General features: G+C 45.6%; 29 protein-coding genes and 1 other RNA gene. 15 read left to right on the top strand and 15 right to left on the bottom strand.

Annotated features, from left to right (window positions below):
- Window positions 1–26: 26 nt before the first annotated feature.
- Window positions 27–764 carry a hypothetical protein gene (locus tag AC6R10_RS02775; RefSeq protein ID WP_500671374.1) on the bottom strand — a complete coding sequence of 246 codons (738 nt, stop codon included), beginning with the start codon at window positions 762–764 and terminating at the stop codon, window positions 27–29.
- Entirely contained in the window at window positions 757–1,590 is an 834-nt protein-coding gene (locus tag AC6R10_RS02770) for a hypothetical protein (RefSeq protein ID WP_500671373.1), read from the bottom strand. Before AC6R10_RS02770 ends, AC6R10_RS02775 begins: the two co-directional genes overlap by 8 nt.
- 730 nt (window positions 1,591–2,320) lie before the next feature.
- On the opposite strand from AC6R10_RS02770, the gene AC6R10_RS02765 reads away from it, so the two are divergent.
- From AC6R10_RS02765 to AC6R10_RS02755, 3 genes are read left to right on the top strand one after another with little or no spacing between them, the layout of a single operon-like run.
- Window positions 2,321–2,548 (top strand): hypothetical protein, encoded by a 228-nt coding sequence (locus AC6R10_RS02765; RefSeq protein WP_500671372.1) that lies wholly within the window; start codon window positions 2,321–2,323, stop codon window positions 2,546–2,548.
- Between the two features lie 51 nt (window positions 2,549–2,599).
- Window positions 2,600–2,884 (top strand): helix-turn-helix domain-containing protein, encoded by a 285-nt coding sequence (locus AC6R10_RS02760; RefSeq protein ID WP_500671371.1) that lies wholly within the window; start codon window positions 2,600–2,602, stop codon window positions 2,882–2,884.
- Window positions 2,881–3,825, top strand: coding sequence for a reverse transcriptase family protein (locus tag AC6R10_RS02755; RefSeq protein ID WP_500671370.1), 945 nt, complete (start codon window positions 2,881–2,883; stop codon window positions 3,823–3,825). The genes AC6R10_RS02760 and AC6R10_RS02755 overlap by 4 nt, the downstream gene beginning before the upstream one ends.
- Before the next feature lie 92 nt (window positions 3,826–3,917).
- On the opposite strand, the gene AC6R10_RS02750 is transcribed toward AC6R10_RS02755, so the two are convergent.
- From AC6R10_RS02750 to smpB, 5 genes are all read right to left on the bottom strand, one after another.
- Window positions 3,918–4,820, bottom strand: a complete 903-nt coding sequence (locus tag AC6R10_RS02750; protein ID WP_500671369.1) for a hypothetical protein — start codon at window positions 4,818–4,820, stop codon at window positions 3,918–3,920.
- Between the two features lie 153 nt (window positions 4,821–4,973).
- Window positions 4,974–5,324 (bottom strand): hypothetical protein, encoded by a 351-nt coding sequence (locus AC6R10_RS02745; RefSeq protein WP_500671368.1) that lies wholly within the window; start codon window positions 5,322–5,324, stop codon window positions 4,974–4,976.
- Between the two features lie 42 nt (window positions 5,325–5,366).
- Complete coding sequence (locus tag AC6R10_RS02740) at window positions 5,367–6,656, bottom strand: tyrosine-type recombinase/integrase (protein ID WP_500671367.1); 1,290 nt, start codon at window positions 6,654–6,656, stop codon at window positions 5,367–5,369.
- 98 nt (window positions 6,657–6,754) lie between these two features.
- Window positions 6,755–7,122: a transfer-messenger RNA gene (gene ssrA, locus AC6R10_RS02735) on the bottom strand.
- Between the two features lie 67 nt (window positions 7,123–7,189).
- Window positions 7,190–7,675, bottom strand: coding sequence for an SsrA-binding protein SmpB (smpB, locus tag AC6R10_RS02730; RefSeq protein ID WP_334551285.1), 486 nt, complete (start codon window positions 7,673–7,675; stop codon window positions 7,190–7,192).
- A gap of 117 nt (window positions 7,676–7,792) precedes the next feature.
- Between smpB and AC6R10_RS02725 the strand changes: the two genes are divergently transcribed.
- Together AC6R10_RS02725 and AC6R10_RS02720 are read left to right on the top strand one after the other, a co-directional pair.
- Complete coding sequence (locus tag AC6R10_RS02725; protein ID WP_500637730.1) at window positions 7,793–8,236, top strand: SRPBCC family protein; 444 nt, start codon at window positions 7,793–7,795, stop codon at window positions 8,234–8,236.
- Window positions 8,226–8,582 (top strand): RnfH family protein, encoded by a 357-nt coding sequence (locus AC6R10_RS02720; RefSeq protein WP_334551281.1) that lies wholly within the window; start codon window positions 8,226–8,228, stop codon window positions 8,580–8,582. The genes AC6R10_RS02725 and AC6R10_RS02720 overlap by 11 nt, the downstream gene beginning before the upstream one ends.
- 72 nt (window positions 8,583–8,654) lie before the next feature.
- On the opposite strand, the gene bamE is transcribed toward AC6R10_RS02720, so the two are convergent.
- The 3 genes from bamE to nadK form a co-directional block, all read right to left on the bottom strand.
- Window positions 8,655–9,014, bottom strand: coding sequence for an outer membrane protein assembly factor BamE (gene bamE / locus AC6R10_RS02715; RefSeq protein WP_334551279.1), 360 nt, complete (start codon window positions 9,012–9,014; stop codon window positions 8,655–8,657).
- 192 nt (window positions 9,015–9,206) lie between these two features.
- The gene (gene recN / locus AC6R10_RS02710) at window positions 9,207–10,871 is read right to left on the bottom strand and encodes a DNA repair protein RecN (protein ID WP_334551278.1); all 1,665 of its coding nucleotides are present in this window, start codon (window positions 10,869–10,871) and stop codon (window positions 9,207–9,209) included.
- Window positions 10,872–11,032: 161 nt separating this feature from the next.
- Window positions 11,033–11,917, bottom strand: a complete 885-nt coding sequence (gene nadK, locus AC6R10_RS02705) for an NAD(+) kinase (protein WP_334551276.1) — start codon at window positions 11,915–11,917, stop codon at window positions 11,033–11,035.
- A 142-nt stretch (window positions 11,918–12,059) separates the two neighbouring features.
- On the opposite strand from nadK, the gene grpE reads away from it, so the two are divergent.
- The 3 genes from grpE to dnaJ all read left to right on the top strand — a co-directional run bounded on the left by grpE (window position 12,060) and on the right by dnaJ (window position 16,172).
- Entirely contained in the window at window positions 12,060–12,656 is a 597-nt protein-coding gene (gene grpE / locus AC6R10_RS02700) for a nucleotide exchange factor GrpE (protein WP_334551275.1), read from the top strand.
- A 266-nt stretch (window positions 12,657–12,922) separates the two neighbouring features.
- Window positions 12,923–14,833: a molecular chaperone DnaK gene (gene dnaK, locus AC6R10_RS02695; protein WP_500671366.1), complete on the top strand. Its 1,911-nt coding sequence runs from the start codon at window positions 12,923–12,925 to the stop codon at window positions 14,831–14,833.
- A 196-nt stretch (window positions 14,834–15,029) separates the two neighbouring features.
- The gene (gene dnaJ, locus AC6R10_RS02690; RefSeq protein ID WP_500671365.1) at window positions 15,030–16,172 is read left to right on the top strand and encodes a molecular chaperone DnaJ; all 1,143 of its coding nucleotides are present in this window, start codon (window positions 15,030–15,032) and stop codon (window positions 16,170–16,172) included.
- Window positions 16,173–16,470: 298 nt separating this feature from the next.
- On the opposite strand, the gene AC6R10_RS02685 is transcribed toward dnaJ, so the two are convergent.
- Entirely contained in the window at window positions 16,471–17,298 is an 828-nt protein-coding gene (locus AC6R10_RS02685) for an SDR family oxidoreductase (protein WP_500633582.1), read from the bottom strand.
- 24 nt (window positions 17,299–17,322) lie between these two features.
- On the bottom strand, window positions 17,323–18,243 hold the full coding sequence (locus AC6R10_RS02680) for a TIGR01777 family oxidoreductase (protein ID WP_487903712.1): 921 nt from the start codon (window positions 18,241–18,243) through the stop codon (window positions 17,323–17,325).
- Between the two features lie 223 nt (window positions 18,244–18,466).
- Between AC6R10_RS02680 and AC6R10_RS02675 the strand changes: the two genes are divergently transcribed.
- Genes AC6R10_RS02675 through yfcE form a run of 5 tightly spaced genes read left to right on the top strand, consistent with a single transcriptional unit; the run spans window position 18,467 to window position 21,330 of the window.
- A complete protein-coding gene (locus AC6R10_RS02675; protein ID WP_500671364.1) occupies window positions 18,467–19,201 on the top strand; it encodes a DUF1538 family protein in 735 nt (244 codons plus the stop codon).
- Window positions 19,198–19,992 carry a DUF1538 domain-containing protein gene (locus tag AC6R10_RS02670; RefSeq protein WP_500626175.1) on the top strand — a complete coding sequence of 265 codons (795 nt, stop codon included), beginning with the start codon at window positions 19,198–19,200 and terminating at the stop codon, window positions 19,990–19,992. The genes AC6R10_RS02675 and AC6R10_RS02670 overlap by 4 nt, the downstream gene beginning before the upstream one ends.
- On the top strand, window positions 19,982–20,332 hold the full coding sequence (locus AC6R10_RS02665; RefSeq protein WP_334551262.1) for a P-II family nitrogen regulator: 351 nt from the start codon (window positions 19,982–19,984) through the stop codon (window positions 20,330–20,332). Before AC6R10_RS02670 ends, AC6R10_RS02665 begins: the two co-directional genes overlap by 11 nt.
- Window positions 20,329–20,739 carry a CBS domain-containing protein gene (locus AC6R10_RS02660; protein ID WP_500671363.1) on the top strand — a complete coding sequence of 137 codons (411 nt, stop codon included), beginning with the start codon at window positions 20,329–20,331 and terminating at the stop codon, window positions 20,737–20,739. The genes AC6R10_RS02665 and AC6R10_RS02660 overlap by 4 nt, the downstream gene beginning before the upstream one ends.
- A 45-nt stretch (window positions 20,740–20,784) precedes the next feature.
- Entirely contained in the window at window positions 20,785–21,330 is a 546-nt protein-coding gene (gene yfcE, locus AC6R10_RS02655) for a phosphodiesterase (RefSeq protein ID WP_500671362.1), read from the top strand.
- A 41-nt stretch (window positions 21,331–21,371) separates the two neighbouring features.
- Here yfcE and AC6R10_RS02650 read toward each other — a convergent pair whose 3' ends face one another.
- The 3 genes from AC6R10_RS02650 to AC6R10_RS02640 are packed head-to-tail and all read right to left on the bottom strand — an operon-like array spanning window position 21,372 to window position 23,071.
- Window positions 21,372–21,650, bottom strand: coding sequence for an Rdx family protein (locus AC6R10_RS02650; protein ID WP_487903508.1), 279 nt, complete (start codon window positions 21,648–21,650; stop codon window positions 21,372–21,374).
- Window positions 21,651–21,691: 41 nt separating this feature from the next.
- Window positions 21,692–22,207: a regulatory protein ToxS gene (locus AC6R10_RS02645; protein WP_487903509.1), complete on the bottom strand. Its 516-nt coding sequence runs from the start codon at window positions 22,205–22,207 to the stop codon at window positions 21,692–21,694.
- A gap of 9 nt (window positions 22,208–22,216) precedes the next feature.
- Complete coding sequence (locus tag AC6R10_RS02640; protein WP_500671361.1) at window positions 22,217–23,071, bottom strand: winged helix-turn-helix domain-containing protein; 855 nt, start codon at window positions 23,069–23,071, stop codon at window positions 22,217–22,219.
- A gap of 287 nt (window positions 23,072–23,358) precedes the next feature.
- Here AC6R10_RS02640 and htpG point away from each other — a divergent pair, with 287 nt between their 5' ends.
- Both htpG and adk read left to right on the top strand, forming a co-directional pair.
- Window positions 23,359–25,263: a molecular chaperone HtpG gene (gene htpG, locus AC6R10_RS02635; RefSeq protein ID WP_500671360.1), complete on the top strand. Its 1,905-nt coding sequence runs from the start codon at window positions 23,359–23,361 to the stop codon at window positions 25,261–25,263.
- Between the two features lie 418 nt (window positions 25,264–25,681).
- Entirely contained in the window at window positions 25,682–26,326 is a 645-nt protein-coding gene (gene adk / locus AC6R10_RS02630) for an adenylate kinase (RefSeq protein ID WP_334551248.1), read from the top strand.
- Window positions 26,327–26,467 lie beyond the last annotated feature (141 nt).

Raw genomic sequence — 26,467 nt, 5'->3', positions numbered from 1 at the left:
CAGATACTGTTAATAGTCTTCATAAGTTAATATTGATCTGCTCCACCGCCAAGCTCTGTTAATACCGACATGAATTCATGGTTATTTTTTAAGTAGTTTGCCGAAGGGTAATCCATAAACTGCATACAGATCATTACTAGTCTTAGTTGAGAGAACTCAGTAAAGCTTATCAGTGTCTGAAATTGGTTAGCTCTTATAGTCTCATCAAATTGATTTGCATCACTGAGTCTTTCGGTGATCATTTTTACTATATTATAGAAGACACGAATCGTGTTATAGATGTGCTCATCTTGATCAAGCTTCTCTAACATATCTTCTATTTCTGTATCTCGTGCGTCAAGTTCACGAAAAGCTTCAATCCGATCTTCAAGCTCGCGTATAGCACATACTCCTACTAGCGTTTTAGCATCTTCCGCGTTCCCAAACTTCAATTCAAAGTTAGAAAATGAAGCCCTTTGAGCTTCAATTAGGCCAAAGAAATAGGTTTCAAATGATCTTAGTTGTTCATTTTTATGGTTTAGTTGTACTTCAGCTCTAAGCTCTGTATTCGCTTGGTTTTGTAGGTTTAAAGATTGAATTAACAGTACCAAGGATACAAAGCTAAGTAGCGGGCTAACAAGCCCATTGAAGAAGTCGCCAAAATCAACCCAATCGGAGGGCTGCTCAGAGAGCTCATACCCCAGAGTGAAATAGAACTGGAACACATAAGAAGCTACGACGGCACCCATCAAACCGATAGCTATAACTGAGTACCGATTAAGCATCGACAATACCTTCAATAATATATTTGATTACACGTCCTGTACTTGTAGTTTGCGTATGAACAAGAAGTTCTAGAGTTTCCCATTCTTCTCTTGGTCTACTGTTATTAGTATGTAAGTTTCTTGAGAATGGTGTTTTAGATGCGACTTTAAGTTCTAGATATCTTTTCGTGGCAGGAAATCCAAATGCAACGGTTTCATTGTCTCCTTGTATTTGAAGTCTACCATTACCAGTATTGATATTAAGACGAGTAATACTTGCAGTGATGTTTCTTTTGGTTTTGTCTGTTCTCGGTTGCAAAGTCGCATGTGTTGCGCGGTCAACTCTAGCTAAGACCGTTTGTTTCTCTCTACTTTGCCTATATCTCAGTTTTACATCTTGATTATAGTTATTTGACACTGTGTGTAAGTGATCAAGAGAGCTTTTTTGTAGTTGTTTAATTAGCTTCTCTTCGAGTTCAGTTCCAAGTTCTTTTAGAACTTTTTTAGCCTTTGTAGATAGTTCAAGGCTTTCTTGGTAAAGGGCTTCATTTATAAAATAAGAAATTAGTTCTGAAAATGCTTTCTTGCCAATCTTATTGAAGCGCTTCTGTATGTCCAAATCGTAGATATCAAGAGAAAACTGCTGACCAAAAGAGCCTTTAAAACTCTTCTTTAAGTTTGTTCGAACTTTACTCTCACACGATAACCTTTCTGGAACTCGTTCTTCAAGAATTGTGGTAGCTATCTGCCTAGTAGCCTCGGACGCCCCTTTAAGCGTATCAAGTCCTGAATTCATGTCTACGGAGTAATCATCACTTGCTATCACAACATCAAAGTTGAGGCTCATATATATTCCTAGGTTAGTCAAATTGATATGCATCCAGTATATAGATGAAAACTTTAATTTCTAGATATGACAGTGGCTTATAGAGAGTTTGTGATCCAATCGAGTTCTAGTAAAAGACAATTTAGGAAACAGGAACATTTGAGGGTGTTCATAGTTCTGTGACACCTATATCTGTTGTGGTGTGGAGACATTTTTACAATTTTACGGTCTAAGAATTTACACCGCTCGGCGCAATCCCGTAGCTGGCGGAGCCAGTCGTAGGGTGAGCAAGCGGAATATCTCGATTCGTAAACTATAACTCGTTCAACATGAATTTATTTAGTTGCTTTTAACTTCCGCAAGCTACATGTTCAAATGATTAATAGATTTCATTACGCCCCTTAATTTTTGACTGACAGTAAAAAAAAAGGTTGTTTTAAGTTAAAAAGCAGCTATTATTGTAAATGTACAGGGTGAACCACCCTGATGCTCTTTAAAAGATATGACCTAAATCTGAACAAGATTGTGACTCATAAGAGTCGATTGCCTTCTACTGGCAATCCGCTACCCAGCAGATGTGTAACGTTACTGACCGATGACAGTGAGAAAACGGAACCAAATATTCGACTGGAGGGGCTACAAAGTAGCCCCAAGAATGAGTGACCTGTGTTGTCCATAACATTTCTATTCAGTTCAGTATTGTTTTGTCGACTGGTGCAATGTTGCACTGAATGACGAAAGGTCTTTGATTATGAAAAATAATTCTAATCTTTTAAAGAACTCCATCGAATCACTAAAGATGATGCGAGAGGAGATGCATGATGTTATGGACAGCAGTAAACGAGCCGAGCTAGACAAAATCATTAGCGACCTCGAACAGCATGGAAAAAAGAAGTCTCGTTCTCAATTACTTGAGACTTTCGGAACTGCTATTAAGTTGATTCCTGCTGTAGAGGCACTTTTGAGAATGTGGTTCTAGCTATAAGGTTGTTATTTACAGCAGGTCACTTCTTTTCTTTGGAGGTAACTGATGAATATCGGAAAAGCGTTGTCACTTTGTAGAACCCAGAAAGGGATGACAAAAACCCAACTTTCAAAAGCTGCTGGCGTTTCTATTTCTTACTTAACTCTATTGGAGCAAGGAAAAAGAGATCCTAACTTGTCTACGATCAACCAAATCTGTAAGGCAATGAGTGTTCCGACGAGTATATTCATGTTTCTTGCCTCTGACGCAGAAGATAGAGACGGTATAAGTAATGAACTGTCAGAAAAGTTAGCTCATACGGCACTTTCTTTAATGGAACAAGGTAGTTGAACCTTCCTGTATACCCACATGCTTCCGTCGCTAGTTTGTCGTCACTAGCTTTGGCACTAGGTCTTTCTTTGGATGAGTTACATGAACTTGTCTCGACATCTGACGACTACTATTTTCTTACGAGAAAAATCGAAAAGCCTGATGGCTCACTTCGTCTGACTTATGACGCAAAGCCCGTCCTCAAAACTGTACATGGCAAAATATCGGAAGCTTTTCTAAAAAAAGTCGATTACCCTAGCTATCTTCAAGGAAGCATCAAAAAACGAGATTACATCTCTGACGCTAAACAGCATGTATCGTCAAAACTGCTGATTAGTGAAGACATCACTAACTTCTTCCCTAGTATATCTAAGAAAGTTGTTCACGAAATGTGGGTCGGTTGTTTTGGTTTCTCTAATGAAGTTGCTGATTTGTTGGCTGAGTTAGTTACGTATCAAGGTTATGTTGTGCAGGGGGCAAAAACGAGTAGCTATATCTGCAATCTAGTTTTATGGAAACGAGAAGCTGAACTGGTAAGTAAACTTGAAGCAAAAGGCTTCACTTATACACGTTATGTTGATGATGTCACTGTATCGACTAAACGCATGTTATCAAAATCTGAAAAGTCCGCGATTATTAACTCGATCTATTCATTGTTTCGTAGTGTTGGTGCAAAACCTAACCGTAAAAAACACAAAGTGATGCCTAGGAGTCGTAGGCAAGAAGTTCATGGTGTTAACGTCAATAAAACCTCTCCAACAATGCCTAAAAAAGCTAGAGATCAGATTCGAGCAGCTGTCCATAAATGTGAACTGGCGTTTCGTGATGATCCTACTACAAGCGAATACCAATCTGCCTACAATAGTGCTTTGGGAAGAGTGAACACAATGGGGCGAATGCACGAAAAAGAAGCTAAAGACTTAAGAGCTAGGCTAACTGCAGTAAAACCCGTGACTAATTAAAAGGAAGTTTGTCGAATCCTTTTAAGGTAAAACATTCATCAACCCAATAGCTAATAAGTATCAAAATAACTCTTGAAGTTATGCGCGTGAACTTAAAAACGTAGCCTTAATCTTTTCGCCATTGGCTCTTTGCCGCTGGAACATAATTTATCATCTATCTTAGTCGTAAGTTTTCTAAGTCTTTCTAATAGTTCTTTTTCTGGCATCGTTACATTTGATGTATCAAGCAAGCCGCACTCTTTCATTATGCGATTATACTGTCGGTTCATTTGTGTGGAGTCATTGGCTCTAAATGCAGCTAACCACTTATCTGCTTGGTGCATTAATTTTAATAGCCGCTGTGTTGTTTCATTAGTTTTATCTTCTATTTGCTGATTACGGCGTGCTGCTTGAACTTTCCATTGAGGTGAACGTTTCTTTGCAACGCCTATGTAGTTTTTTTGTGGAGAGTAGGAACGGTGATCTACATTCATGATTTCAATCATTGCAGTATTGAAGGCTTGCTTTATCAATCTTGTCGTTGATTTTCGTTGTAGTTCTCGGAGGTAGATGAGGTTGTTTGTGAACTTACCAACAATGAGGTGAAGGTGATCTCCTGAGCCACGCGTTGCTGAAGATTGCGTCTGTTGATGCACGACTGCTCTAGTAATTGGTGCTAAATCCTTACCACTAACATTGAATGATAGAGCTAAGGTTTGCATAATGATATTTAGCATCTTGCGCCATTCCTTGCTGTTAGGGCGTATTCCTTTAGGAAGTGCAAAAACCATTTCGACCGCTGGTGTTGGTGGACGACCACCTTTGCGTTTGTTCGCTTGATTAAGAGTGTACTTATCACAGTTTCTCATCATATTAAGTGATGTGTCTTCGCTACCATATATGTTGAGAATTACTTCTGTATTGCGATGATTTTTGTGCTTTGCGTCATTGAGGTACTTCTCTCGGGCAAGCACGCTCTTTGTTGATTCTGTTATCACTGTCCAGTTTTTGAGCATATCTTTATCTTAAAGATACAAAATAAATCAAAGATTTGAAAACCATTCCCTATATGTGCGGTAGTCAAGATAGGCAAACCTAGCAACAAGTTGCTAGGTTTGCCATCTTGCGGGGAACTCCCTGCGACCCTGAAAAGCTACTGTTGTGAGGGCTTAAAATGGTAGGTCCACTTTCTTTTCCATTAACGACTTTCCGATGTCTTCGATGATAGCTTTGGCGAACTCATTAGACTCTTCTTGAACACGATAGTAATCATCAGGTTCTTCGACAACTGTAATCGGTGGTGCAGACAAGATCATAGCGGGATAATCTCGCTCGAATACATCAATAATAAAGTCAAACTTTTTACTTTTTTTCCGTATATCTATAGGTGTGATATAGCCTCTATCAATACAAATCTCTACTACTTTCTGTTTCGTAATTGTTTTGAAATTATCATAAGTGTGTGGGGCACATGCTACTAACAGCAACTCCACACCAGAAAATGGGCGTTTTGTTTCCATATTTTCTTAGAAGTATACAAATTTTGCGAGCTGTACCAATAATTAATTACAGGGGTTAGTTTCATTTAGTTGTAGATCTACTTCAAGTACACTAATAGCTTGGAGAAGTTTGTTTAAGTTAATGGATTTCCCATATCTATCATAGGTAATATTGTTTTGTGAATGTCCAAGTATTTCGCCAGCGACAATGGGGGAAACGTCATGGTTCTTTAGTTGGGTTGCTACTGTGTGGCGTAGGGAATGAAAGTCGTAGCCTTTACCAAAACCTAGCTTTGTTTTGAAGCGGCCAAACCATTTAGATGCAGAAGTGCCGTAGCCATCGCGCTCTAGTTTTAATTCTGGGAATAGTCGTTCATGCTGGACACTTGAAAGGTAGTCAATAAAACCTAATTTAATTAGTTTCGGGTGTAGCGGAATAACCCGTCGACTGAAGTTATTTTTTAATCTTTGCCCTGCATAAGAATCATCAATGCTGATAACCCAATGGCCTCCCTCTTGATAGATGTCAGTCTTATACAGTTGGCATAGTTCATTTAATCTAGCTCCTGATAATATGCCAAGTAGAGGCAACCAGTAATAGTGAGGGTGTTTGTACTGCTTTAAGGTATGAATCTCTGTACTGAATAATTTCTTGAGTTCAGTTTTGTTATAGGCATGTTTTGCCTCGCTATCCTTGCGAGTCTTCTTAAATTTCATACCTTTAAAAGGGTTGATGTCGGTTAGCTCCATTTGTAAGCACCATTCGAAAAATGAAGAACATTTTTGAATGTAATCTTTGACACTTTCTGGGCTTAGGGTCGGTAGTTTAAGTTTCTTATTTATATTGATGACCTCTCTACCTGCTAGTTTCGCTAATTCTTTGTGTTTCTTGGCATTCACCGGATACAGGGATAGTAGTTTGCGTACCTCTTCTGCTTGAATCCGCCTAATATTTTCGATGTTACTTTTCTGAAGTAGAGTAAGAACAATATGACATTTTGCGTAAGCCATGTTTAATGTCTTTTCATGTACAAGACCTTTCTTGGCTTCTCTGTATTTATCCAGACATTCAAATGGGTTTGGCGATGAACTCGATTTTCGTGGTGTCAGATTTTTGCGTTTTGCAGGTGGTGCAGGTGCGGTTTTGCTGTCTTCTGAGAAGTTCTTTTGTTGTTGGATTGAGGTGCGAATTTCCAACTCAAGTTCTAGTGATTTGATTCTGGCTTCTTGTTTGTTACTTGTCTTCAGCGATCTTTTTATTTCATATCGGTTTGAAAATAGGTGTCGGTGGAGTCGCGGGATTTGAAAACGGAATTGCCAAATGCCGTTTTTGGAAATGTGCAGGTTTCGCATGTCTCAGTACCATATTTTAGTACCAAACAGCTAAATTATTGAATGTGCAAATACAAAAAGGGCGGTAAATCAGTGACTTACCGCCCTTTCCAAACGTTTGGTGGAGCTGGCGGGAGTTGAACCCGCGTCCGAAAATCATTCATCTTTGGTACTACATGCTTAGTCGATCTTTAATTTCGCCACCCACCTGCGAACCGACACGCGAATGAATGACTAACCTGAATTATAATTCGCCGTTCATCTCTCAGGTGGGAGAATCCGGGCTAGCGCGTTTGGGTTTGATCCCTCGTTGGTCCCCGTCTTACGTGCGGAAGCTAGGGCGAGAGAGCTCTCAGCAGGGTATTAAGCTGCTAGTGCGTAGTTTTCGTCGTTTGCGACTATTTTTTTGCGGTTTGTTAACGAGGCCTACCGCACCTCGGCATGCACCTTAGACTGCAAAATTCCCGTCGAATCCTGAATCAGCCCCAAGGTTGTTGGTGCATAGTACCAGATTAGTGATGCCTGTCTAGCACTATGCGTTTAAGTGGTTAAGATTAGCGCAGCGCGCTTTTCATTACTCGAGCTTTTTGACGCTGCCAGTCGCGATCTTTGATGTCATCACGTTTGTCGTGTAGCTTTTTACCTTTTGCTACGCCGATTTTCATTTTGACCCAAGATTTAGACCAGTAGAGAGACAAGGCGATAAGCGTCATGCCTTCACGGTTGATGCGTCCGGTTAAGTTGTCGAGCTCTCGACGGCTCATAAGTAGTTTTCGCACACGAGTCGGGTTCGCCACTACGTGTGTCGATGCCTGATTTAGAGGAGTGATCGTCATTCCACTCACAAAGGCTTCACCGTTACGCATAAATACGTAACTTTCTGAAATATTGGCTTTACCTTGGCGAAGGGCTTTCACTTCCCACCCTTGTAGCTCTAGACCTGCTTCGATCTCATCTTCGATGAAGTATTCGTGGCGAGCCTTTTTATTGAGCGCGATGGTATTGCTACCCGCTTTTTGTTTTGAGTTTTTCTTTGCCATAATACGGTCATTATAAAGAGGGTTTAGTGCTTAGCAAATCCCTTTGTTTGCGCTGAGTGCAAATAAAAGTAAAATTATCGCCAGCTTGATGCCCAAGCTTAGTCGTAAGGAGTCAATATGAAGCAAGTCAGTCGCTCAGCGCTGGTATCTTTTAGTGCAGAGCAGATGTATGAGTTGGTCAATGACGTGGCGAGTTATCCCGAGTTTCTTCCAGGCTGTTCCGGTTCTCGAGTGATTGAAGAGAGTCAGGATACGATGGTGGCGTCGGTCGATGTGTCTAAAGCGGGTATCAGCAAGACATTTACCACCTCAAACACCTTGCACTTTGGCGAGGCGATCATCATGAATTTGGTCGATGGCCCATTCAAAACTTTGAAAGGGGGCTGGTATTTTACACCGTTGGATGAGCGAGCCTGTAAAGTAGAGCTTAAGTTAGAGTTTGAGTTTTCCAGCAAAATGATTGAGATGGCCTTTGGTAAAATCTTCAATGAGTTGACGAGCAATATGGTCAATGCTTTTACCGCAAGAGCGAAACAGGTGTATAACTGCTATGAGTATTGAGTCTGATATGATCCATGTTGAGGTGGTGTATGCGCTACCCAATGAGCAGCGGGTCTACACTTTGGTGGTCAACAAGTCGATGACGGTTGAGGAAATCATCAAGCAATCTGGCGTTTTGGAACGCTATCCCGATATTGACCTAACAAAAAATAAAGTTGGGGTGTTTAGTCGCAATGTGAAGTTGGATGCGACTGTCCGAGACAAAGATAGAATCGAAATTTATCGACCTTTATTAGCGGACCCGAAAGAGATCCGACGCAAGCGAGCAGAACAAGCCAAAGCGGCCGGAAGCGCAGATCCAGTGACAGGGGGCAAAAAGAACCCGCTTAGGAAAGAACAGGCTTAATCAAAAAACGCTGACATATCGTCAGCGTTTTCCATTTTTGCGCGAATAGCGCCTCAACGAATAGACACTTTATTAATTGATACTTTCAAAAAAATCGTCACTGGCGGTGAAGTCGCCAGTCACATCAACCAACTGACCATTGCCATTGAAGTTGACCACTAAGTTTTTCTGAATCGAGTCATGGTGGCCTTTAGTGTGATGGTAAATGTAGTACCAAGTGTCAGGGTAGCCATTTTCAACCAACATCGGTGAGCCCATCACATAACGTACTTGCTCTTTGGTCATACCGAATTTAAGTTTTTCTACCGCTTCTTGCTCAACATAGTTGCCCTGGTTGATGTCAATGCGATACACCAGCTTCTCTAATAATGAACAGCCAGTCAGGGTTGTGATCGCGAGTGGTAATGCGATAAGCCACTTAGTTAGTTGCATACGAGTATTCTTACTGCAGAGGGTTCTAAAACTGAGCCGATAATAAACAAGCTTGCTTGTAATGTAAAAAGCTCATCGGCATTTGAACTGTTTCAGACCATGATTTTTGAATTAGGTTGCAAATTCGAGCCAAAATTCCTGAGCTAGGGAACTTTGGCTACCTAACCTGAGCGCGATCTATTGCTGAACACCCTAAGCGGCGACTAGGAGCTCTTTTGCATTGGCTAAGGTTGAGTCGGTAATTTCACTTCCACCTAACAAGCGGGCAAGCTCGCTAATGCGCTGATTGCGATCGAGAACACGCATCTGAGTCTCCGTTTTACCTGCTTTGGTGTTTTTGGCAACAAACAGTTGCTGGTGGCCACATCCGGCGACCTGCGGTAAGTGAGTCACACAGAGAACCTGGGTAGATTCGCCTAATTTTCGCAGCATTTTACCGACTACGGCGGCGGTTGGCCCACTGATACCGACATCCACTTCATCAAAAATGAGGCTTGGTGTGTCGACTTTCTGCGCAGTAATGACTTGAATGGCTAGGGAAATGCGTGAAAGTTCCCCTCCAGATGCCACTTTGGCAATCGGTTGAAGTGGTTGGCCGGGGTTCGTTGAGACTAAGAAGCATACTTGGTCGAGGCCAAGTGGTGAAGGATGCGCCGTATCACTGACCACATCGATACAAAACTTCGCTTTTTCCATACTCAACTCGTGCATGCTGGCTGAGATCAGCTTGTTGAGCTCTTTGGCATATCGTGAACGTGATTTACTCAGTTTTTCTGCGTGCTCGACAAAGGTTGCAAAAGTCTGGCTCACCTCATTTTCCAGTTGCTCGAGTTTTTCATCGGAGCAGTCTAGCGCGTCGATTTGTGCCAACAACTCTTGGTGATGTTGATATAAAGCTTCTGGCATCACATGATGTTTACGTGCGATAGACATCACTTTGGAGAATCGCTCTTCTACATAAGCCATGCGCGCAGGGTCAACGTCAATATTGTCGAGGTAGTTGCGAAGCTCATTGTTGGCTTCTTCAATTTGAATCAGGGCTTCCGCCAGCATATTAGGCAGAGCAGCCAACTTATCGTCGAGTTCTGCAAGTTGAATCAAGGACTGACTGGCTGATTGGAGAATACCAAGCGCATTAACTTCTTCACCTTCGTAAATAAGCTCAATGGCTTGTTGGCAGGTGGTGGCGAGCTCTCCGCTGTTGGAGAGGCGTTTGTGTTCTTGTTCGAGCTCTTCATATTCTTCCTCCCCTAGAGAGAGTTCGTTTAACTCTTTAATTTGGTATTCAAGCAACTGTTTTTGCGCAAGGTTAGCCGCACTATTTTCTTTAAGTTGCTTGAAATGAATGTCCGCCTGACGCCAGAGTTGGTAAGCATTACGAGTGCTTTTGAGCAAGTGTATATGCCCAGCGTACTGATCGAGCATGGCGAGTTGGTGCTCAGGTTTCATCAATTGATGATGCGCGTGTTGGCCATGAATATTGATCAGTAGTTGTCCGAGCGACTTGAGCTGAGAGAGAGGGACTGGGCTACCATTAATGAAGGCTCGTGAACGACCTTCTTTGCTAATGATACGACGCAAAATGCAGTCGCTCCCATCGAGCAGGTCGTTATCTTCTAGCCATCGTGTTGCGTGAATATTGTTTTCTAGTGAGAACGCGGCACTGACTTCCGTTTTATCTTCACCTTGGCGAACCATACTGGCTTCCGCTCTGCCACCAAGGCATAAGCCGAGCGCATCGATCGCAATGGACTTGCCTGCGCCCGTTTCACCTGTGATGGTTGTCATTCCTTTAGAGAGTTCAAGTTGTAGAGATTTTACAATCGCAAAATTATTCACACTTAGATGAGCCAGCATTTTTAGCACCTGTTTAAATGAACAATACTGTATAAGAAAACAGTATATACTGTTTCTTTATACAGTAAAGATGGTGGCAACAAATTTTGTGAGGGCGATTAAAAAAGGTTGATGTGTGTACATCAACCTTTCAAGTGTTCATCTCTGTTTAGGGCCGCTTGTTAGAAAAGCTTGCTGGACCAGCCCAGTTTGTTTCTAAGTACATGATAGTAGCTGTATTCCGTTGGGTGGATAAGTTTCAGGACGTTAGGGCTTTGATAAATATGGATTTCATCCCCCGGTGAGACGGGCAATGACACTTGACCATCACAGCTGACTTCCTGTGTGCCTCGGTTATCGGGCGACACCAGTAGCTTGATACGCCGTTTTCCGTCAACGACCAAAGGTCGACTCGACAAGGTATGGGGAAACATAGGGACAAGCGAGATAGCGTTGAGGCTAGGCGACAGAATTGGACCGCCCCCAGAGAGCGAATAAGCCGTAGAGCCGGTCGGCGTTGAGACTATGATGCCATCCGCACGCAGAGAAAACGCGAAGCTATTATCGATATAGACCTCGAATTCAATCATGTGCGCAATTTGCCCGGGGTGAAGTACCGCTTCGTTTAGCGCAGCGTTGTGGCTTTTAACTTGGCCATGACGATGGACTTCCGCTTCAAGTAAAAAGCGCTCTTCTTCAATGTAGTCTCCCGCTAGCACGGTTTTCAGCGCCGCTTGAAAGTCTTCGGGATTTAAGTCCGTCAAAAAGCCGAGATTTCCTCGGTTCACACCAATGACGCGCACGTCAAAGCGCGACAGCACACGAGCGGCGCCTAGCATGTTGCCGTCACCACCAACGACAATCGCCAAGTCTGCGACGTTGCCCAGCCGAATCAAACTGGCGAAATCTTGTTGCGGTAGGTCATCTAAGATTTCGCTGAGGCGATCATCGATAAGAACCTGATAACCTTCTGATTTTAACCAAGTGTACAGTTCTCGGTGCGTTTGGATAGCCTGCTGATCTCTGGGCTTACCAATGATAGCGATCACTTCAAAAGGTTTTTTCATAAGTTTTCCGCGCTAAATAGGCTTGAATCGACAATCTACATCCCCATAATAATGGCAAGTTAGCTAATTGTGCGAATTTTTTGTATTTGGTGGTGGCAAACTGAGCCGTTAAGTACAAAGAACATTGAATTCTGGAGAGACCATGAGCAACGAAGAAAACAAGATTAAAGAAGAAGAGCTTGATCAAATCATCGAAGAAGCGGAAAAAGCCGAAGCGGCAGCACAAGAAGTGGAAGCTGAGCTTGAAGAGATGGGTGATGAAAAAGACGCGAAGATTGCTCAACTAGAAGCGGCGCTACTGACAAGCGAAGCGAAAATTCAAGAACAGCAAGACGGTGTATTGCGTGCGAAAGCAGAAGTCGAAAACATGCGTCGCCGTACGGAAACCGAGATCGACAAAGCACGTAAATACGCATTGAATAAGTTTGCTGAAGAGCTGTTACCGGTGATTGATAACCTAGAGCGTGCGATTCAAGCGGCAGACGGAGAGAATGAAGCGGTCAAGCCGATTCTTGAAGGTGTTGAACTGACGCATAAAACGTTTGTCGATACCGTGTCTAAGTTTGGCTTGAAAGAGATCAACCCAGAAGGTGAAGCGTTCAACCCTGAGCAGCACCAAGCGATGTCCATTCAGGAAAGCCCTGATCATGAATCGAACACGGTGATGTTTGTGATGCAAAAAGGGTATGAGTTGAACGGACGCGTGATCCGTCCTGCCATGGTGATGGTAGCGAAGTAAACCGAAATGGTAGCGAAATAATCGCGACATTTTGCGCGATAGAGTAGCGAGCAAAGCGAGGCTTCGGCCTCGCTTTGTTGTTTCTAAACAAAAATTACGATTTTTTTCATTTTGTCCCTTGAAAAGGTAATTCCAGACCTTATCTAAGGGGCATAGAGAAGCAAACATGATTATTTTTGTTTGTGAGCAAGGGTTGAAACCCGATTCTCCATCCCCACATAGGGGATATAGCACAACGAAAATAGAATTTATTCGGAGATAGCCTGATGGGTAAAATCATTGGTATTGACTTAGGTACTACTAACTCTTGTGTTGCTGTATTAGACGGCGACAAACCACGCGTGATTGAAAACGCAGAAGGTGAACGTACTACTGCATCGGTAATTGCTTACACAGACGGCGAGACATTGGTTGGTCAGCCTGCGAAACGTCAAGCAGTTACTAACCCTGAAAACACGCTATTTGCAATCAAGCGTTTGATCGGTCGTCGTTTTGAAGACGAAGAAGTTCAGCGCGACATCGAAATCATGCCATACAAGATTGTTAAGGCTGATAACGGTGACGCTTGGGTTGAAGTGAAAGGCCAAAAAATGGCAGCACCTCAAGTTTCTGCTGAAGTTCTGAAGAAAATGAAGAAAACAGCGGAAGACTTCCTAGGTGAAGAAGTAACAGGTGCGGTCATCACTGTACCGGCTTACTTTAACGATGCTCAGCGTCAAGCAACTAAAGATGCAGGCCGCATTGCAGGTCTAGAAGTAAAACGTATCATCAACGAACCGACAGCGGCAGCGTTGGCATACGGTCTAGACAAGAAAGGCGGCGATCGCACTATCGCGGTTTATGACTTAGGTGGTGGTACGTTCGATATCTCTATCATCGAAATCGATGAAGTTGAAGGTGAGAAAACGTTCGAAGTTCTTGCAACCAACGGTGATACTCACCTAGGTGGTGAAGACTTTGATAACCGCCTTATCAACTACCTCGTTGAAGAGTTCAAGAAAGAGCAAGGCATCGATCTTAAGAAAGATCCTCTAGCGATGCAGCGTGTGAAAGAAGCGGCAGAAAAAGCGAAGATCGAGCTTTCTTCGACTTCTCAAACTGACGTAAACCTACCATACGTGACAGCAGATGCGACGGGTCCTAAGCACATGAATGTGAAAGTGACGCGTGCGAAACTAGAATCTCTAGTTGAAGACCTTGTTCAACGTTCACTTGAGCCACTAAAAGTCGCACTAGCGGATGCGGAACTTTCAGTGAATGAAATCACTGACGTGATCCTAGTCGGTGGTCAGACCCGTATGCCTATGGTTCAGAAGAAAGTTGCAGAGTTCTTCGGTAAAGATGCGCGTAAAGACGTAAACCCTGACGAAGCCGTAGCTATGGGTGCTGCTGTTCAAGGTGGCGTACTTGCGGGTGACGTGAAAGACGTACTGCTACTTGACGTTACACCTCTGTCTCTAGGTATTGAGACAATGGGCGGCGTAATGACTAAGTTGGTTGAGAAGAACACCACTATCCCAACCAAAGCGAACCAAGTTTTCTCGACAGCGGAAGACAACCAGAACGCGGTAACCATCCACGTTCTTCAAGGTGAGCGTAAGCAAGCGATGTACAACAAGTCTCTAGGTCAATTTAACCTAGAAGGCATTCAGCCTGCGCCACGTGGCATGCCACAAATCGAAGTGACTTTCGACCTTGATGCGGACGGTATTCTACACGTGTCAGCGAAAGACAAGCAGACTGGCAAAGAGCAGAAGATCACTATCCAAGCGTCTGGTGGTCTAAGCGATGAAGACATCGAGAAAATGGTTCAAGAAGCAGAAGCGAACAAAGAAGCGGACAAGAAGTTCGAAGAGCTAGCGACTGCACGTAACCAAGCGGACCAAATGATTCACGGTACTCGTAAGCAAGTAGAAGAAGCGGGTGATGCGCTTCCAGCTGACGAGAAAGAGAAGATTGAAGCCGCGATTTCTGAGCTAGAAACAGCACGTAAAGGCGAAGACAAAGAAGCGATCGACGCGAAAGTTCAAGCACTGATGACTGCGGCTCAGAAACTGATGGAAATCGCTCAGCAGCAAGCTCAAGCGCAAGCACAAGGTGGCGAGCAAGCAAGCAGCGACGCTCAAGACGATGTGGTTGACGCAGAGTTTGAAGAAGTCAAAGACGACAAGAAGTAATTCTTGATTCGGACTTAACTTAACTATGATGCGGGCGTTTGAGGAGACTCTTACGCCCGTATGTTTGTACATTATGTCCATCTAACTAAAAGTGTCTTTTTGGTGTGGGATCGCTAAAATCCAGAGCCATTAGTTAGGTAGATATAACACCAAGCGGTGTTGACCGTTTGCAGTAATAAATTTGGTGACGAGAAACATGTCAAAACGTGATTTTTACGAAGTATTAGGCGTAAGCCGCGATGCATCAGAGCGTGATATCAAAAAGGCGTACAAACGCCTAGCGATGAAATTCCACCCAGACCGTAATCAGGGTGATGACAGCGCTGCAGATAAGTTTAAAGAAGTAAAAGAAGCGTACGAAGTTCTGCTCGATCCACAGAAGAAAGCCGCTTATGACCAGTACGGCCATGCAGCCTTTGAACAAGGCGGTATGGGAGGCGGCGGCTTCGGTGGCGGTAGTGCCGATTTCGGTGACATCTTTGGCGACGTGTTTGGTGACATCTTTGGTGGCGGTCGTCGTGGCGGCGGTCAAGCTCGCGCTCAGCGTGGCGCTGATTTACGCTACAACATGGAATTGACGCTTGAAGAAGCCGTACGTGGTGTGTCGAAAGAAATTGAAGTTCCTACGTTAGTCCATTGTGACAGCTGTGAAGGAAGCGGCGCGAAGAAAGGCACATCACCTGAAACATGTGGCACTTGTCATGGTCATGGCCAAGTTCAGATGCGCCAAGGTTTCTTTGCGGTTCAACAAACCTGTCCGACCTGTCACGGTAAAGGCAAGATCATTAAAGACCCATGTAATGTGTGTCATGGTCAAGGTCGTAAACAGAAAAGCAAAACCCTTAACGTTAAGATCCCAGCCGGTGTGGATACTGGCGATCGCATTCGTCTTTCAGGTGAAGGTGAAGCGGGAGAGATGGGCGCACCAGCGGGCGACTTGTATGTACAAGTACACGTGAAAGAACACCACATCTTTGAGCGTGATGGTAATAACCTCTACTGTGAAGTGCCTGTGAGCTTTGCTATGGCAGCGCTCGGTGGTGAGGTGGAAGTCCCAACATTGGACGGCCGAGTGAACCTTAAAGTGCCAACGGAGACACAAACTGGTCGTATGTTCCGTATGCGCGGCAAAGGCGTAAAAGGTGTTCGTGGTGGTGGTGTTGGCGATTTGATTGTCAAGCTTGTGGTAGAGACGCCAGTGAACCTCAGTGCCCGTCAAAAAGAGCTACTCAAAGAGTTTGAAGAGTCTTGCGGTGGCGAAGCAGCGACCAAGCACAAGCCGAAATCAGAAGGCTTTTTCAATGGTGTGAAGAAGTTTTTCGATGATTTGACCAGCTAACGCACAAGCTGAATTCAAAGCGGTAACACAGCAAAAAAGGTAGGAAACCGAAGGGTTATCCTACCTTTTTTACAATGTGCAAGCGAAGGTGTTACAAAAACATCAGTAACGTTAGCGCAACACCGACACTCAGCCAGTTCAACTGGTTTAATGACATAGTCTTATCCGAATGTAACGCTGTAATAATGAATTGTTATGTGGCCAAACCCAAAGCGATGGGAGTTCGTCAGTGGCGCGAAGGCAACGATTTAAATCTTACTGTCTCAATATTACGATTAAATTACATACAGACGATTTTTTATGCAGCCTTGCTCAATAGTCGATCTAAGGCTCGGCTCGATAGTAGACGTTTTAGCCACCAAAGCACTCGCGTTGGTGTGGTTATTCTGTAGCGGATTTTGGGTTTTTCGGACTCCAAAGCATGAACCACAGGCGCAATACAGGCAGAGGCGGGAAGAACAAAGCGGTTGCTTGAAGTATCGTTGCCAAGTCTTGCTAATTGTTGCTCATAGTGCGCACGATGCGCGCTCTCTTCCACCTTGATCCAGCGTTGAAATGCCACCAAGGCGTTGGCGCGGAACTGCGTCTCTATGGGACCTGGTTCGATGAGGCTGATGTGAATGTTGGTGTCGGCCAGTTCCAGTCTGAGTGTGTCTGTCCAGCCCTCAAGAGCAAACTTGGAGGCGTTGTACGCACCGCGATATTTCATCGCTGCAAAGCCAAGTACCGAGCTGTTTTGTACGATTCGCCCAGCGCCTTGCGCTCTCATTATCGGCAGAGCCAAAGAAACAAGATGATGCCAGCCAAAAAAATTGCTTTCAAACTGGGCGCGCAGGGCTTCTGTCGGGAGATCTTCCAATGCCCCAGGTTGACCGTAGGCCCCATTATTAAACAGAGCATCAAGTCGGCCGTTGCTTAATGCTAAGGCTTCATGAAAGCCTGCTTCGATACTTTGTGGATCAGAGAGATCCAGTTGCACCGACAACAACCCCTCTTGTTTTAATCGCTCGACGTCTTGTGCTTGGCGACAAGACGCGATCACTTGGTATCCTCGCTGATGAAGGGCGTGGGCAACTGTATGGCCTATGCCGCTCGAGCAGCCTGTAATCAAAATGTATTGAGTCATGTTTGTCGTATTTATGATCCGTTGTTAGCGCCCTACGGGCTGCAAAAGGTGCTTGAGGGCGGGTTCAAGTCGTGAGTATTGGAAGGTGAAGCCCAGTTCGGTGAGCTTTTTGGGTTTCGCGCGGATGCTATCAAACAGCAAGGTCGCGCTCTCGCCCATCATCAGCTTCATTGCCCATGCTGGTGTAAAAAGTACATGCGGCCGTCGCAGGCAACGAGCCAGCGTCTGACTAAACAGAGTATTGGTGACAGGGTGAGGCGCAGTGAAGTTGAACACGCCTTGGGCATGTTCGGTATCCAACAAGTAGACAATGGCACGCACCATATCCATCAGGTGTATCCAAGGCATATACTGCTTGCCAGTACCTATTGGGCCGCCTAATCCGAGGCGATAGGGGGGCAGCATTTTCTTCAGTGCCCCACCATCAGGACCAAGTACAATACCTGTTCTCATCAAACACACTCGCGTGTGCTGAGATTGTGCGCGCAGAGCGATCTGTTCCCAACGTGCACAGACTTGATGAGCGAAATCGTCATTGCTTTGCACTTGCAGACTTTCGTCAAACGGATGCGCTTGTTGGTCACCGTAGTATCCCACCGCAGAGCCACTGAGAAATACCGAGGGCGGCGCGGTGCTTGCGTGAATCAAGGCGACCAACTGCTCTGTCAGTTGCCAGCGACTCTCACAAATTAAGGATTTTTGGGTGTCAGTCCAGCGTTTGTCGGCAATGGGCTCTCCGGCCAAATTGATGACGGCGTCGAAGGGATTGAGATCATGAAAGTCGTCCAAACTGTCGATGAAGGAGAGGTTGCCTTGTTTTAGGTGGGCGAGGACTTGCCGAGCGCGCGAGGGAGATCGGGTCAATACTGTCACTTCATGTGTGGTCAACTGCTTAAGCAGCTCTCTGCCAATAAACCCGGTTCCTCCGGTGAGCAAAATTTTCATTGCTGTCCCTTCTTTTTGATTTCTCGAATCATTATAGCGATCTCAAGCATGAATAGATCGCTCTTCACTCGGTTTGACCGCATCTTTGCTTATTGGCTCACTCGCCAACTCACAAAATGAAACATTCGTGCGTTCTATCGGGAGAGATGCCAGATTTATCACACTTAAGGATGAATTCCTTTGCCATGATAAATAGTGTGGATTTCATCGCAGCGGAGAGAGTATGGAAGCAATAAGGGCACTATTTCGTTCTTTAATGGGCAGCTTACGTGACTTACTGCCCATCATCGCTGTGATTGCTTTTTTCCAATTGGTCGTTTTGCAAGAGCCACTTCCCAACCTCCCTTCAATTGTATTTGGACTCGTGTTGGTGGTACTTGGGTTGAGTTTTTTTATTTTTGGCTTAGAGATGGGGTTGTTTCCCATCGGTGAATCCATGGCGCAAGCGTTTGCGCGTAAGGGGAGTGTCTTTTGGTTGCTGCTGTTTTCGTTCTGTTTAGGGTTTGGGACCACCGTTGCTGAGCCTGCTCTCACGGCAGTTGCCGCAGAAGCCGCACAAGTGGCGGCGCAAGGAGGGATGATTGCCGATAGGCCGGAGGCGATGGATGATTACGCCAATGGCTTGCGCTACACCGTCGCCCTCTCGGTGGGCTTTGCGATCATGTTGGGTGTGCTGAGAATTTTAAAAGGTTGGCCCATTCAGTATCTGATCATTGGTGGCTACATTGGCGTAGTGGTACTGACGATGTTTGCGCCGGAGAGCATCATCGGCGTCGCTTACGACTCAGGTGGTGTTACGACCTCCACCATTACGGTTCCTCTCGTCACGGCACTAGGGGTTGGGCTTGCAAGTGCGATCAAAGGACGTAACCCCATGATCGATGGGTTTGGCTTGATTGCGTTTGCCTCATTGCTGCCGATGATGTTCGTCATGGTATACGGCATGGTGGTGGCATGATGGAATGGCAACACTTTTTTCATACTCTACTTGGCACCATCACCGATGTGGTGCCGATTGCGACCATTATTTTCGGATTCCAGTTTGCCGTGTTACGACGCCCGGTCACCAACCTTGCTAAGGTATTGCTCGGTTTTGTCTATGTCATTCTCGGCTTATCTCTGTTTCTTATTGGCTTGGAGCTTGCGTTGTTTCCGCTCGGCGAGACAATGGCCACTCAGTTGACGGCGCCCAGCTTTATCGATCAGTTTCGAGATAACCTCACCGCACCACTAGAGTGGTTTGACTACTATTGGGTCTACTTGTTTGCCTTTTTTATCGGCTTTAGTACCACTATTGCAGAGCCGTCACTGATCGCCGTTGCCATCAAAGCTAATCAAGTCTCGGCGGGCAGTATCAGTGTCAATGGGTTGCGTATCGCGGTGGCGCTTGGGGTTGCGTTTGGTATCTCGCTTGGCAGCTACCGAATTGTGGTTGGCGATCCTATCCATTACTACATCATCGTTGGTTACATTGTGGTCGTGATTCAAACCTTTTACGCTCCTAAGTTGATTATTCCACTGGCTTACGACTCCGGCGGTGTGACGACCTCAACGGTCACCGTACCTTTGGTGGCCGCGCTTGGTCTAGGGCTTGCTTCTACCGTACCGGGCCGAAACCCAATGATCGATGGCTTTGGCCTTATCGCCTTTGCCAGCTTATTCCCCATTATTTCAGTCATGGGCTATGCACAAATGACAGATTGGCTGAATAAACGCGCCAATCAGGAGGATGAAACTAATGCGCTTTAAACTCATTATTGCGTTTGTCGAAGACAGCAAAACCGACGTGGTGCTTGATGCGGCGCGCACTGCGGGCGCTACGGGGGCCACGGTTATTAACAATGCCCGTGGCGAAGGATTAAAACAGAAGAAAACTTTTTTTGGTCTGACGCTCGATGTGCAAAAAGATGTACTGTTGTTTGTGGTCGAGGAGCACTTATCGCGACACATACTGGAGACGATCAACGAGGTTGGAGAGTTTGATCAAACCTCTGGGCAAGGCATCGCGATTCAAATTGATATTGAAGATGCGGTGGGGGTCGCCCACCAAGTAGAAACATTGACCAAAGTGGTGGAGGATGAGTTATGAACAGCCATGATCGAGTGCAAGTGCGGAATGTGATGGCCAATACTTATGTCATCATTGATGGTTTGACGACCGTCAAAGAGGGAATCCAGCTTGCGCGCCAGCACCAAGTCAAAGCGCTGGTGGTTGATAAGCGGCATGAAGGGGATGAGTACGGCATTGTGCTGATGAACGACATCGCGAAAAAAGTGCTGGCGCAGAATCGCTCGGCAGAGCGGACGAACATCTATGAAATTATGACCAAGCCTGCACTCTCCGTCAGCCCTGATATGAATGTGAAATATTGCGCGCGCCTCTTTGAGCGTTTTGGTATCAGCCGAGCCCCTGTGATCGAGCATGGCCAGATTATTGGGATGGTCAGTTACAACAACATTGTGATTAACGGCATGCTCAATGATGACGATGTGTAGCTCAGTGCGTACAATAGCCTTATTTACGTTAAGGGTACGCATTAGGTGACTATTTTTATCGCGTCAGACATACACGGCAGCCTTCCTGCCACCGAAGCACTGTTATCAGCCTTTTCAGCATCGGGTGCTAAGACTTTGGTACTGCTTGGGGACATACTGAATCACGGACCAAGAAACCCGATTCCTGAGGGGTACAACCCGGCCGAGGTTGCCAGTCGGCTCAATGAGTTTGCCGCGCAGATCATTGCCGTGCGTGGCAACTGCGACAGTGAAGTGGATCAGATGTTGCTCGATTTCCCTATTATGGCCGATTACGCCTGGCTGGTCTTGGGGTCGGGCACTCGACTGTTTTTAACCCACGGTCATCTGTACAACGCGGACAAGCGTCCAGCGCTAAGCCCCAACGATGTGCTGGTTCATGGTCATACTCACATCCCAGTGGCGCAGCGAGATGGTGAACACTTTGTGTTTAACCCAGGTTCGGTGACCTTCCCTCGTAACGGCTTTGCGCCTAGCTACGGACTTTATGACGATGGCGAGCTGAAAACCGTCACTTTTGACGGTGAGTGCATCGTGAGCTGTCAGCTGTAAACAAGGAATATTTGAGAATAAGGCTAGTACACCTTTTTGGGCTACTTGGTATCACTGTGGCCCAAATCTCTTTGTGGATCAATGATGTCGCGCACTCGTTGTTTCAACACTTTCGCTTCTGGGAAGCCACTATCGCGCTTTCTTTCCCACACCATCACGCCATTGCAGTGAATTTCAAATCGGCCACCGGTGTCTGGGTGTAACGACAGCGTATCGATCTCTTCACTAAAGGTGTGCAGTAGCTCCTGGCTGAGCCAAGTGGCACGCAGCATCCAATTACATTGGCGACAGTAGTAAATATCAATGTGTGCTTTTAGCATATGTTCTCCACAAAGAAGGGAGCCGAAGCTCCCTAGAGGTATTAATTGGTGAACAGCACCGTCGAGCCGTGGCTGAGGCTGGTCAGAAGCAAGGTCTTCTCATTGACAATATCTATGCGGCGGCTTTGCTGAGCATCCATCCTGAAGATCTGTGTGATAAGCTCTAACTGCTGCTCGGAAAAGTCGCGCGTTTGCGCAGACGAGACATCTTTGAACTCACTTGGAGTGATCAGCAAGTAATTATCACTGATGTCCCACTTACCGCTTTCCGAGATATTGATGATGCTTTCTAGTGAGTCGGTATCTGGAAAAAGGCGGACGGTAGAGACGCGGATGTAAGTGTTATTCGGTAAATATTTAACGTTTGAAACCACGTCCACTTTACGCAAAGGACCGATATCTTGTTCATGGCGCATTTGGTCAATTAGGGTGACCATTTTCGATTGCCATTCACTTGAGGTGAGGATTTTCTCAATTTTGATATCACTGCCCCAGTAGAGCCAACTACTTAAAGCAGCAGAGATAATGGCAAGGCCAGCGGCGATTCTATGATTCATGGGTAACTCCTACTGGCATACTCGAGAGAGATCGTCTTGCTCGGCAACAATACGCAAGGTGATGTTTTCACCTGATTGTTGAAGAGAGTGAATGTAGTTCAAGACTAACTGATTGTTTTGACCACCCGTAGCGATCACCTCAACAGGCGCTAAATCCCCTTGGCGAGTTTCTTTGTAACGTTTGACGCACTGCTCGATAGAGGGCATCCATACACTTAAATCAGGGTGGTTCAGCGGCGTTCTCACCGGTGTGCTATCGACCACCGTTAGCTCACGGAACTGCGTTTGCGCCGGTTTTGCTAGCAGAATGGCTAGGATAGGCAGCATGACGGTAATGACAAGCAATACCATCATCAAGGGCTTGTTGTTGGTTTTAGGTTTTTTGGTGTCCACCGTGCGGGCTGTGGTATCAACGGTCTGGGACAATGACGTTGTTGCACTCTCGTTGGTGTCGAACCCTGCAACGGCAGCGTCTTGGCTGTCGTCCATCTCGTCGAGATCGTCACTGGTGACTTGAGGCAATGCTCTTTCAACCGGACAGATCAACTGGTAGCCGCGTTTAGGCACTGTTTTAACGTATTGAGGCGACTTGGTGGAGTCTTGCAATAGCTTTCTTAGTGTAGAAATGGCTTGAGTAAGGCTAGAGTCGTCGACTTCAAACCCTTGCTCTCGCCACACGAAATCGTGCAGCTCGTTGCGGGAGACAACTTCATTGGGTTTTTCTGCCAATAAAAGGAGAATGCGACTTTCATTGCTGCCCAGACGAATCACCTCGTTGTCACTCTCTTTATCGGTCAGAGAGTTGGTGTTTGGGTCAAACGTGAAGCGGTTCGCGAGGTTGAACTTAGTACCTATGTTGCTCATTGAGGTTGGCCATTTCTATAAAAAGGTTCAAGTAACGTAATGCGCATCCATTCGCCACCAAGCAGTGCTGATTGAACAAAACAGCGCAAATCTTGGCGTCTCTTTATGATTTATTCATTTTTAGATGTGCAAGAATAATCAAAATAAAACCAAAAAAACACTGTTTTTATGTTTTTTGACCTTGAATTTACACTCTCCACCCTCATCTTAACTGTCAGATTTAGCGCCAATATTCCTGCGAACAGGCAGGTGGCCTTGGAATAAAAAGCACCAAATGTGGAGTTATCATGAGCGAAACAGCAACGAATAACAAAGAAACTCGTGGTTTTCAGTCTGAAGTCAAACAACTGCTTCACCTGATGATCCATTCTCTCTACTCAAACAAAGAGATCTTTCTTCGTGAGTTGATTTCTAATGCTTCAGACGCATCGGATAAACTGCGTTTCCAAGCCTTGTCCAATCCCGATTTATATCAAGGTGACGCCGAATTGGGAGTGAAGCTCTCTTTTGATCAAGAGGCAAACACTCTGACCATTTCCGATAACGGCATCGGTATGAGTCGTGATGACGTGATTGAACACCTAGGTACGATCGCTAAGTCGGGCACTGCAGAGTTTTTCTCTAAGCTGTCGGAAGAGCAAAGCAAAGATTCGCAATTAATCGGTCAATTTGGTGTGGGTTTCTACTCCGCCTTTATCGTCGCAGATGCCGTGACCGTGCGCACTCGCGCAGCTGGCCTGGCTGCCGAACAGGCGGTGCAATGGCACTCAGCAGGTGAAGGTGAGTACACCATCGAAGACATCGTAAAAGAGCAGCGTGGTACCGATATCATTCTTCATATGCGTGAAGAGGGTAAAGAGTTCCTAAACGAATGGCGTTTACGTGATGTGATCAGCAAATACTCCGATCACATCGGTATTCCAGTCTCAATCCAAACGGCCGTTCGTGATGACGAAGGTAAAGAGACCGACGAGAAGAAGTGGGAGCAGATCAACAAAGCGCAAGCACTATGGACGCGTAATAAGTCGGACATCTCAGAGGAAGAGTACCAAGAGTTTTATAAGCACGTATCGCACGATTTTGCCGATCCGCTAGTATGGAGCCACAACCGAGTGGAAGGTAAAAATGACTACACCAGTTTGCTTTACATTCCATCAAAAGCACCTTGGGATATGATGAACCGTGACCACAAATCGGGTCTCAAGCTGTATGTGCAGCGTGTGTTTATCATGGATGATGCTGAGCAATTCATGCCGTCATACCTGCGCTTTGTACGCGGCTTGATCGATTCCAACGATTTGCCACTCAACGTGTCACGTGAAATTCTTCAAGACAACAAGGTGACTCAATCCCTGCGTAATGCGTGTACCAAACGTGTTTTGACCATGCTTGAACGCATGGCTAAGAATGACAGCGAGAAATATCAGTCATTCTGGAAAGAGTTTGGCTTGGTGCTCAAAGAGGGCCCAGCTGAGGACATGGCGAACAAAGAGAAAGTAGCCGGTTTGCTGCGTTTTGCGTCTACGGAAGTGGACTCGGCAGAGCAAACGGTTGACCTCGCTTCTTACGTTGAGCGTATGAAAGAGGGCCAAGATAAGATTTACTACCTCACCGCAGACAGCTACGCGGCGGCGAAAAACAGCCCTCACCTTGAGCAGTTTAAGGCCAAGGGCATTGAAGTTATCTTGATGTATGACCGCATCGACGAGTGGCTGATGAACTACTTAACTGAGTTCGATGGTAAGCAGTTCCAGTCCATTACGAAAGCGGGTCTCGATCTTAGCCAGTTCGAAGACGAATCGGAGAAAGAGAAACAAAAAGAGACCGAGGAAGAGTTTAAGTCGGTTGTCGAGCGCACTAAGGCTTACTTAGGCGATCGCGTGAAAGAGGTTCGCACCACCTTTAAACTCGCATCGACGCCAGCGGTCGTTGTTACCGATGATTTCGAAATGGGTACACAGATGGCCAAACTGCTGGAAGCCGCAGGTCAAGCCGCTCCAGAAGTGAAGTACATCTTTGAACTTAACCCAGAGCACGCGCTGGTTAAGCGTATGGCGGATGAGGCCGATGAGGAAGCCTTTGGCCGTTGGGTCGAGGTACTGCTTGGTCAAGCCATGCTGGCAGAGCGTGGTTCGATGGCGGACCCGTCTCAGTTCCTTGGCGCCGTCAATACCCTTTTGACTAAAGGATAATGGCATAACGTCGTGCAAAAGCCCGTATCTTGCGGGCTTTTTACGTCTATTGGTTCGAATCTGCAGGAAATTGTGAGGACCTTGCACTCAAAATGCATAAAAACTCATGATGTTGCAGGCGAATGTGAGTGTTTAAGCATTCTTTAGTCGTAATAGGCGCGTTGAGCCTAAATTGTATGATAGAATGCCAGCTTGAAACCGATCAAACAGGCGTGTAATGTGCACGCCTGTTTTACTGTTTATTATGACAGTATCTATTGTAAACCGTGTTTGTATGAGGACGTTGTCCATTGTGCCTTGCAAGACGCAACGGCTGATTATGACAACCGTTATACCGAAACTTACCGATGATCTGGCTCCAAGTGGCAAGCCGCTGTGAGCTTCGGTATAAACCATTATTATCTTAAGAGGATTTAACATGCGCATCATTCTTCTAGGTGCTCCAGGTGCAGGTAAAGGCACACAGGCTCAATTCATCATGGAGAAGTACGGTATTCCACAAATCTCTACTGGTGACATGCTGCGTGCTGCGATCAAAGCAGGGACAGAGCTTGGTAAACAAGCGAAAGCTGTGATTGATGCTGGTCAACTAGTATCGGATGAAATCATCCTGGGTCTTATCAAAGAGCGTATCGCTCAAGACGACTGTGAGAAAGGCTTCCTTCTAGACGGCTTCCCTCGCACTATCCCTCAAGCGGATGGCCTGAAAGAGATGGGTGTTGATGTTGATTACGTGATTGAGTTTGATGTCGCTGACGATGTGATTGTTGAGCGTATGGCGGGCCGTCGTGCTCACCTAGCGTCAGGCCGTACTTACCACGTTGTGTACAACCCACCAAAAGTGGAAGGTAAAGATGACGTGACGGGTGAAGACCTTGTGGTTCGTGATGACGACAAAGAAGAGACCGTTCGCGCTCGTTTAGGTGTCTACCACGATCAAACTGCGCCACTGATCGAATACTACGGTAAAGAAGCGGCAGCAGGTAACACTAAGTACTTGAAATTCGATGGTACTAAGCAAGTGGCGGAAGTGAGCGCTGATATCGAGAAGGCATTAGCATAATAGGCAATACCTATTTTCATCACTTTTGTGAAATTTGTTATAGTGAAGCGACCTAATCAGGTCGCTTTTTTTATATTTCTCTTGAACTTAACGCGGCTAGGCAACGTATCTTTCAGACAATTAAGACTGGATTCAACACAG

It is taken from the genome of Vibrio sp. R12-SG2-ISO1, from assembly GCF_059834045.1.
The sequence above is the reverse complement of the archived record's forward strand: the minus strand, read 5'-3'. Positions and strand labels throughout refer to the sequence as shown.

Excerpts from the sequence above, each read along its gene's own strand:
- AC6R10_RS02775 (WP_500671374.1), bottom strand. The coding sequence starts at position 764 with ATGCTTAATCGGTACTCAGTTATAGCTATCGGTTTGATGGGTGCCGTC.
- AC6R10_RS02770 (WP_500671373.1), bottom strand. The coding sequence starts at position 1,590 with ATGAGCCTCAACTTTGATGTTGTGATAGCAAGTGATGATTACTCCGTA.
- AC6R10_RS02765 (WP_500671372.1), top strand. The coding sequence starts at position 2,321 with ATGAAAAATAATTCTAATCTTTTAAAGAACTCCATCGAATCACTAAAG.
- AC6R10_RS02760 (WP_500671371.1), top strand. The coding sequence starts at position 2,600 with ATGAATATCGGAAAAGCGTTGTCACTTTGTAGAACCCAGAAAGGGATG.
- AC6R10_RS02750 (WP_500671369.1), bottom strand. The coding sequence starts at position 4,820 with ATGCTCAAAAACTGGACAGTGATAACAGAATCAACAAAGAGCGTGCTT.
- AC6R10_RS02745 (WP_500671368.1), bottom strand. The coding sequence starts at position 5,324 with ATGGAAACAAAACGCCCATTTTCTGGTGTGGAGTTGCTGTTAGTAGCA.
- AC6R10_RS02740 (WP_500671367.1), bottom strand. The coding sequence starts at position 6,656 with ATGCGAAACCTGCACATTTCCAAAAACGGCATTTGGCAATTCCGTTTT.
- smpB (WP_334551285.1), bottom strand. The coding sequence starts at position 7,675 with ATGGCAAAGAAAAACTCAAAACAAAAAGCGGGTAGCAATACCATCGCG.
- AC6R10_RS02725 (WP_500637730.1), top strand. The coding sequence starts at position 7,793 with ATGAAGCAAGTCAGTCGCTCAGCGCTGGTATCTTTTAGTGCAGAGCAG.
- AC6R10_RS02720 (WP_334551281.1), top strand. The coding sequence starts at position 8,226 with ATGAGTATTGAGTCTGATATGATCCATGTTGAGGTGGTGTATGCGCTA.
- bamE (WP_334551279.1), bottom strand. The coding sequence starts at position 9,014 with ATGCAACTAACTAAGTGGCTTATCGCATTACCACTCGCGATCACAACC.
- recN (WP_334551278.1), bottom strand. The coding sequence starts at position 10,871 with ATGCTGGCTCATCTAAGTGTGAATAATTTTGCGATTGTAAAATCTCTA.
- nadK (WP_334551276.1), bottom strand. The coding sequence starts at position 11,917 with ATGAAAAAACCTTTTGAAGTGATCGCTATCATTGGTAAGCCCAGAGAT.
- grpE (WP_334551275.1), top strand. The coding sequence starts at position 12,060 with ATGAGCAACGAAGAAAACAAGATTAAAGAAGAAGAGCTTGATCAAATC.
- dnaK (WP_500671366.1), top strand. The coding sequence starts at position 12,923 with ATGGGTAAAATCATTGGTATTGACTTAGGTACTACTAACTCTTGTGTT.
- dnaJ (WP_500671365.1), top strand. The coding sequence starts at position 15,030 with ATGTCAAAACGTGATTTTTACGAAGTATTAGGCGTAAGCCGCGATGCA.
- AC6R10_RS02685 (WP_500633582.1), bottom strand. The coding sequence starts at position 17,298 with ATGACTCAATACATTTTGATTACAGGCTGCTCGAGCGGCATAGGCCAT.
- AC6R10_RS02680 (WP_487903712.1), bottom strand. The coding sequence starts at position 18,243 with ATGAAAATTTTGCTCACCGGAGGAACCGGGTTTATTGGCAGAGAGCTG.
- AC6R10_RS02675 (WP_500671364.1), top strand. The coding sequence starts at position 18,467 with ATGGAAGCAATAAGGGCACTATTTCGTTCTTTAATGGGCAGCTTACGT.
- AC6R10_RS02670 (WP_500626175.1), top strand. The coding sequence starts at position 19,198 with ATGATGGAATGGCAACACTTTTTTCATACTCTACTTGGCACCATCACC.
- AC6R10_RS02665 (WP_334551262.1), top strand. The coding sequence starts at position 19,982 with ATGCGCTTTAAACTCATTATTGCGTTTGTCGAAGACAGCAAAACCGAC.
- AC6R10_RS02660 (WP_500671363.1), top strand. The coding sequence starts at position 20,329 with ATGAACAGCCATGATCGAGTGCAAGTGCGGAATGTGATGGCCAATACT.
- AC6R10_RS02650 (WP_487903508.1), bottom strand. The coding sequence starts at position 21,650 with ATGCTAAAAGCACACATTGATATTTACTACTGTCGCCAATGTAATTGG.
- AC6R10_RS02645 (WP_487903509.1), bottom strand. The coding sequence starts at position 22,207 with ATGAATCATAGAATCGCCGCTGGCCTTGCCATTATCTCTGCTGCTTTA.
- AC6R10_RS02640 (WP_500671361.1), bottom strand. The coding sequence starts at position 23,071 with ATGAGCAACATAGGTACTAAGTTCAACCTCGCGAACCGCTTCACGTTT.
- htpG (WP_500671360.1), top strand. The coding sequence starts at position 23,359 with ATGAGCGAAACAGCAACGAATAACAAAGAAACTCGTGGTTTTCAGTCT.
- adk (WP_334551248.1), top strand. The coding sequence starts at position 25,682 with ATGCGCATCATTCTTCTAGGTGCTCCAGGTGCAGGTAAAGGCACACAG.